Origin of the sequence: Cytobacillus praedii (genome assembly GCF_001439605.1) — a bacterium.
Classification (GTDB): Bacteria; Bacillota; Bacilli; order Bacillales; family Cytobacillaceae; genus Cytobacillus; species Cytobacillus praedii.
On the sequence record NZ_LMBX01000012.1, the window covers coordinates 45,455 to 57,606 of the forward strand.

General features: G+C 40.6%; 14 protein-coding genes. All 14 read right to left on the bottom strand.

Going from position 1 to position 12,152, the window contains the following annotated elements; translation table 11 throughout:
* The 14 genes from ASU02_RS13895 to ASU02_RS13960 all read right to left on the bottom strand — a co-directional run bounded on the left by ASU02_RS13895 (position 1) and on the right by ASU02_RS13960 (position 11,928).
* The gene (locus ASU02_RS13895) at positions 1-684 is read right to left on the bottom strand and encodes a cyclase family protein (RefSeq protein ID WP_057764578.1); all 684 of its coding nucleotides are present in this window, start codon (positions 682-684) and stop codon (positions 1-3) included.
* Positions 685-872: 188 nt separating this feature from the next.
* A complete protein-coding gene (gene ade, locus ASU02_RS13900; RefSeq protein WP_057764580.1) occupies positions 873-2,681 on the bottom strand; it encodes an adenine deaminase in 1,809 nt (602 codons plus the stop codon).
* A 5-nt stretch (positions 2,682-2,686) separates the two neighbouring features.
* Positions 2,687-2,965, bottom strand: coding sequence for a EutN/CcmL family microcompartment protein (locus tag ASU02_RS13905; protein ID WP_057764582.1), 279 nt, complete (start codon positions 2,963-2,965; stop codon positions 2,687-2,689).
* A 13-nt stretch (positions 2,966-2,978) separates the two neighbouring features.
* Positions 2,979-3,704, bottom strand: coding sequence for a hypothetical protein (locus ASU02_RS13910; protein WP_057764583.1), 726 nt, complete (start codon positions 3,702-3,704; stop codon positions 2,979-2,981).
* A gap of 2 nt (positions 3,705-3,706) precedes the next feature.
* The gene (locus ASU02_RS13915; RefSeq protein WP_053475955.1) at positions 3,707-3,988 is read right to left on the bottom strand and encodes a BMC domain-containing protein; all 282 of its coding nucleotides are present in this window, start codon (positions 3,986-3,988) and stop codon (positions 3,707-3,709) included.
* A gap of 21 nt (positions 3,989-4,009) precedes the next feature.
* The gene (locus ASU02_RS13920; protein ID WP_057764586.1) at positions 4,010-4,363 is read right to left on the bottom strand and encodes a BMC domain-containing protein; all 354 of its coding nucleotides are present in this window, start codon (positions 4,361-4,363) and stop codon (positions 4,010-4,012) included.
* A 27-nt stretch (positions 4,364-4,390) separates the two neighbouring features.
* The gene (locus ASU02_RS13925; RefSeq protein ID WP_057764588.1) at positions 4,391-5,368 is read right to left on the bottom strand and encodes a hypothetical protein; all 978 of its coding nucleotides are present in this window, start codon (positions 5,366-5,368) and stop codon (positions 4,391-4,393) included.
* Positions 5,369-5,384: 16 nt separating this feature from the next.
* Positions 5,385-5,648, bottom strand: a complete 264-nt coding sequence (locus ASU02_RS13930) for a BMC domain-containing protein (RefSeq protein WP_057764590.1) — start codon at positions 5,646-5,648, stop codon at positions 5,385-5,387.
* A gap of 79 nt (positions 5,649-5,727) precedes the next feature.
* Positions 5,728-7,065 carry a UbiD family decarboxylase gene (locus ASU02_RS13935; RefSeq protein WP_057764592.1) on the bottom strand — a complete coding sequence of 446 codons (1,338 nt, stop codon included), beginning with the start codon at positions 7,063-7,065 and terminating at the stop codon, positions 5,728-5,730.
* On the bottom strand, positions 7,062-7,652 hold the full coding sequence (locus ASU02_RS13940) for a UbiX family flavin prenyltransferase (RefSeq protein ID WP_232426254.1): 591 nt from the start codon (positions 7,650-7,652) through the stop codon (positions 7,062-7,064). The genes ASU02_RS13935 and ASU02_RS13940 overlap by 4 nt, the downstream gene beginning before the upstream one ends.
* The gene (locus ASU02_RS13945; RefSeq protein ID WP_082631799.1) at positions 7,645-8,235 is read right to left on the bottom strand and encodes a cysteine hydrolase family protein; all 591 of its coding nucleotides are present in this window, start codon (positions 8,233-8,235) and stop codon (positions 7,645-7,647) included. Before ASU02_RS13945 ends, ASU02_RS13940 begins: the two co-directional genes overlap by 8 nt.
* A 138-nt stretch (positions 8,236-8,373) precedes the next feature.
* Positions 8,374-9,834, bottom strand: coding sequence for a dihydroorotase (locus ASU02_RS13950; RefSeq protein ID WP_057764594.1), 1,461 nt, complete (start codon positions 9,832-9,834; stop codon positions 8,374-8,376).
* A gap of 43 nt (positions 9,835-9,877) precedes the next feature.
* Positions 9,878-11,206 carry a nucleobase:cation symporter-2 family protein gene (locus tag ASU02_RS13955; protein WP_057764596.1) on the bottom strand — a complete coding sequence of 443 codons (1,329 nt, stop codon included), beginning with the start codon at positions 11,204-11,206 and terminating at the stop codon, positions 9,878-9,880.
* 365 nt (positions 11,207-11,571) lie between these two features.
* Positions 11,572-11,928 carry a Na-translocating system protein MpsC family protein gene (locus ASU02_RS13960; protein WP_057764599.1) on the bottom strand — a complete coding sequence of 119 codons (357 nt, stop codon included), beginning with the start codon at positions 11,926-11,928 and terminating at the stop codon, positions 11,572-11,574.
* Between the last annotated feature and the right edge of the window lie 224 nt (positions 11,929-12,152).

The following is a 12,152-nucleotide window of genomic DNA, read 5'->3' on the forward strand; positions in this document are numbered from 1 at the left end:
TTATTCAATAAATACCGCAACTGCTCTGATCGGAGAGCCTGTTCCTTTTCTAATCCGCAGAGGCAAGCCAAAATAAAGAAACCGCATCCCGGCAATTTGATCTAGATTGCATAAATTTTCAGTGTTCGTCATGCCGTATTCTCTGCATACCAGATGCCCCGAATAGCTAGAATCATCTGGATGATCAATCGCAGGAGCGTCAATCCCGATATTGACAACACCCTTTTCAGCAAGCCATTTGGCTGCTTGGTAATTTAGTCCTGTATACGTTGTTAGCCATTCATCTGTACCATAGGAACGGTTATAATGTCCTGTATAGAGGAGAACAATATCTCCCTTTTCAATAAATTGACTTGATTGTGATAAAGCAGCTTCAAGATCACGACTTGTAATGGAGCGATTGACCGGAATATGTGATAGATCTAAACATACGGCTGGACCATAAAAGTACTCTAGTGGCATTTCATCAATGTACTTTCCATTTGGGTCATATTCGTATGTAGCATCACTGTGTGTGGGACCATGTTCATTGATAATTAAGTTGTTTGTTGCGAAAGGGAAGCCAATCTTTTCTAGCGTTTCTTCATGGGAAACATTTTGAAAAATCATAGTAGTTGGATGAAGGGGGAAGACTGGCATGCCATGATAGATTTCTTGTGTCAGATCGACTAATTTAACGCCCATGAAAATCTCCTTTCATAAATAATTCTGGCTAATGATGATTTGCTAGATAAATATTGAAAAATGCTAGATAAATCTCTAAGTTTGCTCGATAACTTTGGGCAATTGCTAGATAAATATCCGAAGCTACTAGATAAACTCTTTTTGCCACTGGGTATTTGGTTATTTACTTGTTAAAACCCGCCACATTCTTATACAATAGTTGGAATAACCTCAAATTTATCAACATCGATTAACCCTTTATCAGTAATTTTCCATTTTGGGCTAGTAACTAATGACCAGAAGGATAAATGCATAAATGGAACTTCCATTCCACAGCCAAGTACTTCTTTAGCAAGCCTAGAAAGTTCATCCACCTTATCGCTCATTTCTTTTCCAGTTAATTCATCGGTCATTAACCCGCCAATCCGGAGTGGCAAATCTCCAACGACCTTTCCATCTTTAATCATGGCAATTCCGCCATCCATTGCGATTACGCGATTAACTGCTGTAACCATATCCTCATAATTCGTTCCTGTTACAATAATATTATGTGTGTCATGGGCAACACTTTCTGCAATTGCTCCGCTTTTCAAATTAAAGCCCTGTAAAAAGGTTTTTCCGATTTTTCCTGTTCGTCCGTGACGCTCAATGACAAGTAACGGAAGCACATCCTGTTTCAAACAAGGCTGGACGATACCATCTTTCACATGTAAGGTAAATTCCTTGCAGCCAGTTAAATTTTGGAAAGGAATTGCTTCAATTGCACGGACCTTAACACGACTTCCACTCGCCTTTACGATGAGTTCATCTTTCGTAACAGGTTTGCGTTTCACTGATTTCTTTACACTTTCAGGATAGGTATATGAGGGAATCTCAATCGTTAATTCGCCTTTTTCTGCAGCTTTTTTCCCTGATAAATATACTTGATCTATTGTCATGTTCCTTAAATCACTAATTATTGCAATATCTGCACGCTTTCCAGGAGCAAGTACACCTACATCCTTGAAGCCAAAATGTGTCGCAGGATTGATTGTTGCCATTTGAATCGCTTCTACAGGATCCATCCCTTCTGCAATGGTACGGCGAATAATATCATTCATATGACCGTATCTTAAGAGATCCGCTGGAACCATATCATCCGAAACGACGATGGCTCGTCTGGAATCTAATCCATCCTCAGTAATGGCGCGAATGCATTCTGCCATATTTCGCTGTGACGAGCCTTCACGCATGAAAACACTCACACCATACCTAAGCTTCTCAACCGTTTCTTCTTTAGTCGTCGTTTCGTGACACGATACATGTGTGCCTCCACTTATTATATGTGCTGCTAATTCACGGCCAAAAAGTCCCGGTGCGTTCCCCTCCACTGTTTTACCGATTGAATCCGCATAGGTAACAGCAGCTATAAGGTCATCAATTAATTCAGGTGCATGCTCATAAACAGGTTTGATATTACTAAAACTCTGAATTTCCCCAATCCCTTGTACATAAGGATCTGTCAGCAAATCCTTCATATCCTTTGCTGTTACATCAAAACCGGATGTTTCAAGACCAGGTGCATCAGGCACTGCACATGGAACAGTAAAAAGAATCCGGTTCGGCAGTGTTTTCGCTTCCTCAATCATTTCCTTCATTCCTGCAACACCAAGTACATTTCCGATTTCATGCGGGTCACCAATTAAAGTCGTTGTCCCCGTCGGGATGGATAGCTTTGAAAACTCTGTGCACGTAAGCATGGCACTTTCAAAATGCATATGTGAATCGATAAATCCCGGACTGACGAACTTCCCCTTCATTTCCTCAACCTTTGTTTTTGGACCAATCATATCCTTCACATCGCCAACCATCAAAACATAATCACCCTTGATTGCCACATCAGCTTCATAAATTTCACGGGTAATGACATTGATAAAATATCCGCCCTTTAGTACGATATCCGCGAAAAGGTTTGGATCCAATAATACATCTATTAATTTGCGATGTTGCAATGCTTTCTTTACTTTTAGTGCGTCCACAAGCCTTACCCTCCTAACGTCATTCCTTCTAAACTATCTATGATGCCGATAATTGCTGCATCAATTGGAGCCTCTTTATTCTTAATGGCTCTTCCTGCCATGCTGCCTGACACAAATATCACTCGTTCTCCTATTCCAGCACCTACTGTATCTACTGTAATAATGGGGTTCGATAACATATTGCCATCTATACCAATCGGCTGGGTAATCAGCAGCTTTGTTCCTACCAAATTCTCATCTTTTTTCGTTGCTGTTACTCGACCGACTACTACTCCCATTTGCATATTCATCGTCCCCTTATTCAAGCATAAGTGTAATATTCAATTCTTTTGCTTTATCTCTGGCAAGTGGTGTAATAATCACTTCTTTCGAAATAGCAAAACTTTTTATATTTTGCTGATGAAAATAACGGATGGTTTCCTCGTTAATAACCGTTTTCTTCACTTTTTGGGTAGATAATTTCTCATTTTCATCGATTAATTTAATCCCCATATCCTTCAATTGCATCATTTGGTTATAAAGCTTTCTTTTTAATCCATTTGACCCTTTATTCATCCCTTTTATTCGCAAAACCGGATGATAAGGATCTGCTCCAGTTTTTAAGGCAATCACCGTTTTTCCTGTTATCAAGGCGGTTAAAATCAGTCGGACAAAAGTTCGTTGTTCATTAAAAGATAGGATGTCTGCCACCATAGAAAAAGAAAGATTAGGGATTAAGATAACATCTGTATGGGAGAGAACCTTCTCTGAAAGCAAGTGATGGGGAATCCAGTTGTCATTGCGAATGGTCTTTACTAATTCTTCGATTGACATCTGTGTAATCACCTCGTCTTCTGCAGCGAAACGAACAATGACTTCCTCCCTATCAATCTCACTTAAAAAAGAAAGTCCTGAATCCATTCCAATCAGATGAGTGGTAATTAGAGCCAGAACTGTCAGCTTCAGCTTTTTATTTCCCGTACGGTGATAAAAAAGTTCATGCAGAGTATGCTCTAACAGTACACTCTGCTTTTCAGGAACCATCCTTATTCACCTTTTTTCGATAATAAGGCTCTTTCTACCTCGCTATGAGGTCTTGGAATGACATGGACAGATACAAGTTCACCCACACGGCTTGCCGCTTCTGCTCCAGCATCTGTTGCTGCTTTCACCGCCCCAACATCTCCTCTGACCATCACTGTAACAAGTCCAAAGCCAACCTTTTCGTAGCCGCAAATTTCCACATTTGCTGCCTTTACCATCGCATCTGCCGCTTCAACAGCACCTACTAGCCCTTTTGTTTCAACTAATCCTAATGCTTCACCCATTTTGCAGCCTCCTTAAATTGATTATTTTTCCGTGTCTTCCTCTGAACCTGCCTGGTTCGGCAAGTCTTCAATTACTGACTTCTTTTCTAGTTTAAAATGAGGCAAAAGCTTTCCAGCTACTTCCTGATGTGCCCTTGGAATGACATGGGAGGAAATCACTTTCCCGATTCGTTCAGCTGCATCCCTCCCGGATTCAACCGCTGATTTTACCGCAGCTACATCCCCGCTAAAATGTACGGTTACCCCAAGGTAGCCGCCCACTCCAATTACTTTCTCGATTCCTACAATTTCTACATCCGCTGCTTTTACAGCAGCATCTGCGGCTGAAACAGCTGTTAAATAGCCAACTGTTTCAATTAAGCCAAGTGCTTGCAATCCTTTTCCCGCCCTTCCCTTTGCAAATTAGCTTAAACGCTCTGCTTGCTTAAGCAATTCTTCCGAAACTTCTTTAACAATTTCGTAGTATCCGTGCAGTAATAGGTAGTTTTTTTCGATCTTATAATGTATGTTTTTATCCTGTGACTTTTTAAGCAAACGATCGAGCAGAAAAATGGCTGAATATTTCTCGATTCCTTCGAGTACAGCTACACCGTCCACTTGTGTTTTTAAATCTAATTGCTTTGTCAGCCATGGGCTTGGTGAATGAGCCTGGTATACTTGTATTTGTTTATATGAATGTTGTGAAAGGCGCTTGAACAATATCTTTAACGCTTGCTTGAGCAGTTCAACATTCTCTTCATACAATTCAAGAACCAAACATTGCTTGCTTTCCTTGTCCCATGTCAAAAAGTACTTCATAGTCGGGTATTCTCTTAATAATTCATTTAATAAGAAAAGCTGTCCTGGTTGACATGTTGGAGAGGTAATCACTCCGATTGCATTTGATTTTATCGATCGCTGAAAATTTTCCAACAGGCAGGAATAAGGATTCGAATACAGCCAAGCTTTCATGCCATCCCGTGTCTGCCCGATCAATTGGCTTTCTTCCTGAACATTGTTTTTCCGAATAGGTGCATGATTCCGCTGTTGATGAGTCGGCTGCTTTCCTTGGACGAGCGACAGCGTTTGAAGCATGGCCAGCGGATCCTTGCTATAGTCTTTTTCTGAGGGAACGGATTCATTTTTTGCTGCAAATTCTTTATTAGATCGTTTACTTTCACTATGTTCGACTGTTTCTTCTTTGATAAAAGATAAGTTCTTTTGTCTGTTTTTTTGTTGATAGTTTGGCCGGTCAATATTTGGCGGTGATTGTGGATATTTGTTTCCAGCCATTGATTTTGAATAGGCAAAGCGAGTCTCGCCGCTGAAAAGAGGATTCTCCTTCGGTTTCTGGTTTGGTTTCAACACCTCTTGGACAATGCTTTTCATAAAGTCGGACAACGTTTATTCACCTCCACTATAGGATCTTGCAAAGCTCTGCATGAGGACGAGGAATAACATTAAATGATACAAGCTCCCCGCCTGTTTTCGAGTGAGCTGTTTTTCCAATTTCAACGGCAGCTGAAACGGCAGCTACATCCCCTTCCACAATAACTGTTACAAGCCCTGAACCCACTCTTTTTAAATCGACTAAACAGACATTTGCTGCCTTTGCCATTGAATCAAGTGCTTCTATGGCAGCAATGAAACCCCTTGTTTCAATCATGCCAATTGCCTTCATACGTACTCACTCCCTGCTTAAACAACATCAATCCTTTTTAAATATCTTCGTTCGTGTGCCATGAGACCGGAGGGAGACTCTATAGATAGTCTTCGAGTTGAACATTTATAGGAATAGACGTTCTTCGGAATAGTTCTTCTTTACCAAGCGGGTAGGTGGCGTCAATCCCCATTTTGTCTGTGACCCCTCTTAAATTATGGGACGATTCTAGCGGAGAACCTTTTGCACCTGGAACGATGAATAAATCTTCCGAAGCCTGTACTCTTGTAGCTATTGCCCACTCCACATCATCTGAATCAAAGATATCTACATCATCATTTACAACAACAACATGCTTTAAGTCTTTATCACTGGCAAATGCAGCAAGAGCCGCTTGCTTACCGTCCCCTTCTGATTTCTTTTTTATCTGGATGACTGCATGATAGCGGGCTACACCTCCCATTGGAATATGTACACCCGTAATATTGGGAACGACCTGACGAACTGTACTAAGTAAAGTTGCTTCGCGAACGAGTGCCATCGGCAGCCTCTCTTCATAACTGGAAGGGAAAATCGTCTGATTTATGGCTTGATTTCGATAGGTAACAGCTGAAATCTCAACTATCGGCTGTGGAGACTGAGTTCCATAATAGCCAGCTAATTCTCCAAAAGGACCTTCCATTTCTCTTTCATGTGGCAGCATATGCCCTTCGAATACAATTTCAGCCTCAGCAAGCACATCCAAATCTACGGTTTTACACCGGACCACATCTAGAGATTGTCCAAGTAGAGCACCAGCAACATTCAGTTTATCTGTATGATAGAGATGTGTGCTTATTTGGGAGCTTAATACAACAGCAGGCACCACCCCAAACATTACAGCTATTTCCATCGGTTGACCTAATTTCTCATAATAGCTATATTGCTCCATTAATTCTGGGGAGGTGATTAAGATATTTGTCCGATTTCCGCCCAAGTATTGCATTCTCCTGATGGATGTATACCTTTTTTGGCCAGTTATATCTTTGACTACGAGGATACCTGACACATAATAAGCTCCTGAATCATCCGCATGGTAAGTCGGTATGGGAAAAAGATCTGCCAGGTCAAAATCACCGGTAACTAAATTCTCCTGTACTGGACCTGACTCCCTTAAAGTTGTTGGAATCGGATTTACGATTGAATCAATAATTTTTGGAATCAATTCTGAAGAATGGATACCCATGCTATCCGCAACCAGCGCTCTGTCTCCTCCAAGCCCAGCCGCCATTTGCGATTGATATCCTTTTACTTTCTCAAAGAGGAACGGCTGCTTCCCGTTTTTCGTATTGATAATCGCTCCTAGTTCATAAAGGGGGTCTACTTCTTTCCTGATTCGATACAATAGCCCTCTATTTTCCCAATCATCTAATAAAGCCCTCATCGTAACAGGATTCATACTTTTTCACCCCATCTTTCGAGCAAGCGATGATCGATCCTCAGCATGTCAAGAATACGAGCAACCATGAAATTTGCTAGCTCCCAAATTTCCGTTGGCTTATGATAGAATCCTGGTGAAGCTGGCATAATACAGGCACCCGATTCTGCTAATCTAGTCATATTACGTAAATGAATCAGATTAAAAGGAGCTTCACGAGGAACGATAATGAACTCTCGCTTTTCTTTTAAAATAACACTAGCTGATCTGCTAAGAAGCGTGTCCCCTACCCCATTTGCAATGGCTCCAAGCGTATTCATTGAACAAGGGACGATAACCATTCCATCTGTAAGATAAGAGCCGCTAGCTATGGATGCAAACAAGTTCTGGTTGCTATGAATCGTGGCATATTCCTTAAGTTCCTTCATCCCTATCCCGCACTCAAATTGCATGACTTTTTCTCCCATTTCCGTCGCAATGACATGCGTCTCAATCCCTAATTGATGAAGGGCGCGGATCAATGTATATCCATAAATTGATCCGCTCGCTCCGGTAATCCCCACTAAAATCCGTGTTTTTCTTTCACTTGTTTGCTTGAAATCAGACAACTTTTTCGTCTTGGGAGAATTTACTTTTAACTGCTTCTTTATACTCCTCTGTCGTGAAAATATCGCCAAAAATATCAATATCTCTTAGACCAGATACATGCATATCTTCATCCTGTGATGTAGTTCCATCAGAAATACAAATGACATTATAGCCATGGTAAAGAGCATCTGAAGCCGTGCTTCTTACACATACATTTGTCCAAACCCCCGTTAATACGACGGTATCAATCTCTTCTTCTCTTAGAAACAAATCAAAATCTGTGAAGCTGAAGGCACTATGTCTTCTTTTCTGAACAACATAATCCCCCTTTTCTTCATTCGGCTGCAGCTCTGGAATAAATTCTGAACCCCATGTGCCTTTGACCGCATGCACCGGTCTCACCCGGAAGTCGCGGTCATTCTTTCGATGCGCCTCTTGTACATGAACGACCTGAATTTGATTTTCGTGTGCAAAATCTACTAACTCACTAATCTTAGGAACAATTTTTACGCCATTTTTGCAGCAAAGCGCACCTTTTTCGTCAATAAAATCGTTCAGCATATCAATAACCACGATACAATGATTATTTCCTTTTAACTCCACTAAAGTATCATCCTTTCTTGTTTTATCTTCGAAATGAATCTATTTATCTGCGATATTTAAAATATATCTACGAAATTGGAGGTCATATCTACGAATTTTTTAAATTATCGATTCTTCGACAACTCAACACGTAACTGATTAATTCTGCTTCACTGTTTCCTTTGCTTCCACCTTGGCTGCTTCAAATTTCTCATACTTAAAGGTTCTATCAAGACGCTGAATACTTTGGCGAGGTACATATTGGCCATATCCCGCCTGCCCAACAACACCTTTATCATCTTCATATACAACAGTGCCCCGGATAATCGTTTGAACTGGCTTTCCTTTTAATTTCATCCCGTGAAGCGGGTTATATTTTGCCATTGATTCTGTTTTCTGTTCGTCGATTTCATATTCTTTTTCAAGATCAATCACAGTGAAGTCTGCATCGCTTCCAATTTCCATTGAGCCTTTTTTCGGGTAAATGCCATAGTGTATAGCCGCATTTCTGCTTGTCACCTCAACAAAACGCGAAAGCGATAAACGTCCTTTATTTAATCCCTCACTCACAAGAATAGGCACCATTGTTTCTACACCTGGAATCCCAGGGAATGTATTCCAGATCGTTGCACCTGGAAAATCCTTTTCTGTAGCAATTTCGTACGGTGCATGGTCAGTTCCAACAAAGTCAATTGTTCCGTCTGCCAAGGCTTGCCAATGTGCCTCATTATCTTCCTTTCCGCGCAATGGCGGTGCAATTTTTGCAAAAGACCCCCGCTCAGACATTGAATCTTTTGCATTAAGCACTAAATAGTGCGGGCAAGTCTCAGCTGTTACTTTCACTCCACGCTTTTTCGCTGCTTTAACTAGTTCCGCGCCTTCCTTTGTCGTCATATGCACAACATGAACACGTGCATCTGTTGCTTCGGCAAAACTAATGATTAATTCTATTGCTACCTTTTCTGCTAGAGTTGAGCGTGCCTCCGCCCATGCAGGTCCATCAAAGCGGCCCTCTTTTTCTAGTTTCTTAGAGTTAAACGTACAAATATCATAGTTTTCAGCGTGAACACCGATCGGCAAACCTGTTTTTGAGACAGCTTTAAAAATCTCCAGCATTTCTGCATCGGAAACGCGAGGGAAGGTTGGGACAGAAGGTGTCATATACACCTTGAATGCAACAACCCCTTCCTCTATTTGCGGGTAAACGTTATCAAGCCAGCCTTCACGAGCATCCTCTCCAGTCATTCCGCCCCAAAAGCAATAGTCTACATATGCTTGATCACGGATTGGCCCAATTTTCTTTTGGAAGCTCTCCCCGTCCCTTACGGAAGGCTTGCTGCAGCAAGGCATGTCAATGATCGTAGTCAATCCGCCTGCAATAGCCGAGCGGCTTCCTGTCGCAAAGGTTTCCCGATGGGTAAAGCCCGGATCCATGAAATGTGTATGGGGATCGATACATCCTGGGACAACGAGCTTACCGCCAATATCTATTACTTTTTCTCCATTTAAAAAGCTAATGTCATTTGAATATCCAACAATTTTCCCCTCATTCACGAGAATATTTGTTAATACTTGACGATCCCCTTGTGGGATATTTGCATTTTTTAAAATTAAATCCATATAAAGACCTCCATCTATTAAAATAATTAGCTACTTTGAATCGTCAAATGATCTCCATTGAATGATCATTTTTCAATTGTTCAAGCTGCTCACTCTTACTACTATTAATTTCTTTATAATTAAATACCAGATTTAATAAAATTGCTGTTAAACTTCCGACAACAATCCCATTTTCAACTAGTAACCGGACGCTTTCTGGAAGATTTCCAAAAATAGCTGGCACTACGGCTGAACCGAGTCCGATTCCAATCGAGCATGCCACAATAAGAAGATTTTCATTTTTACTGAAATCGACACTGGAAAGCATGCGAATGCCTGAGGAAATGACCATCCCAAACATTGGAATCATCGCTCCTCCTAATACAGCCATCGGAATTATTGTTGTTAAGGCAGCCACTTTTGGCAAAAGTCCAAGAATCATGAGAATAACACCAGCAGCAATGACTACATTTCTTGTTTTTACCTTTGTTAGCGCCACAAGTCCAACATTCTGCGAAAAGGATGTATATGGAAAAGAATTAAATATTCTCCCAATGACAACCGCAAGACCTTCTGCCCGCAGCCCTTTTTTAATATCCTTTGAATCAAGTTTTTTTTCACAGACATCTCCTAATGCTAGAAACACTCCGGTTGATTCAATCATGCTTACAATAGCTACAAGAGTCATTGTAAGAATGGCTGATACATTAAATGTTGGGAATCCGAAATAAAAAGGCTGAACCAAATGAAACCAAGAAGCGTTAGACACTTCAGCAAAACTTACAATTCCCATAAAATAGGCAACAATTGTTCCTGCAATTAATGAAAGCAGCACCGAAATGGCTCGCATATACCCCTTGAAAAATCGGTTCATCACAATAATCAAGACTAGAGTCAAAGTCGCTAAAAATAAATTTTCTAAACTCCCAAAGCTAGGATCTCCCTGCCCTCCTGCTGCGTTATTCATTGCAACTGGGATTAAAGACACCCCGATAATCGCTACAACAGAGCCAGTAACAATGGGCGGGAAAAATCGCATAATTTTACTCATAAACTGAGATAAAATCATAACAATGATTCCTGAGGCAATGATAGCGCCATAGATAGCCGTGATCCCCTGCATATTCCCAATCGCAATCATTGGGCCAACTGCTGTAAACGTGCACCCTAGTATGACAGGCAGCCTAATTCCAAAATGCTTCCCGCCAATCACTTGCAGTAAAGTAGCAATCCCGCATGTAAATAAATCAATGGAGATTAAATAAGCTAGCTGTTCGGCGTTTAATCCGATTGCCGGTCCAACGATTAGCGGTACAATTACAGCACCTGCATACATAGCGAGTACATGCTGGAATCCTAATGTACCCACTTTCCAAGAATTTAGCTTTTCCAAAGACATCCCCCCTGGTTTTCGCTTTGTACATTAAGAAAGAATAATTTTCAGCGTGAAGTCTGTTGACGCAGTCGAAAATTTTATGAATGTAGGATAAGTGCAACTACGCCTCTGTCTTCGCCTTTTCAAGTCTCTTCTTAATTAAGCCTCTGTATGAAAAACATACGTAATGTTCAGCTCTCACCTCCTACATTGGAATATGACTCTATATAAAAAACCGCAGCAATAGAGCACATCCCTGAAATAGAATGGTCTATTGCTGCGGTTTCATGTAACTTTCGATCAACAAAAGCTAGCGTAACCGCTTTCAATATATGATTAAAGATAAATGCGCATTGCACATCAATCTCTAAATAAGTCTTCTCTTACATATATTCAGAAAAATAAATAATAGTACACGCTTCTTCCGTAATCGGATCATAATCTTTTAAGATCGTTTTTACTTTTAGGTGTAGGGTACTTTCAATCTGACCTTTAAATAATGATTTAAATTCAGCAATCAATGCAGAATCAACCGAGATGGTCAGGTGATGAAAATTCTTGCTTAGCATTTTCAGTGCCTGGACTCGTTTATGCTGTGCAAAAATAATGACACGATCATCAAATGTTTCAATTCGCTGTTTTTTCACACCCACACCATAGATTTCTTGATTTACCCGATTATACAAGAAAGCAAGATCCTTTTTAAAGGTGTGCTGGAAATGTGTTGAAATAGTAGACATATTTGCCTCCTGTCCATCACTATATTAAATTAATCCACTTTTCATACCAATATAGTTAAGAGAAATTTCGCTTTTCGTAGAAGTAGAACTGAATACTAAGAACGAATCATTCTATTATCTTACAGCCTATTCTATCTAATTGTTTTTGGGAAAGATGTCAAAGGCTGTCATCTAAATCTAAATTCTGTTCGACGATTTCTTACAATATGCCCCCAGTTTTCCCG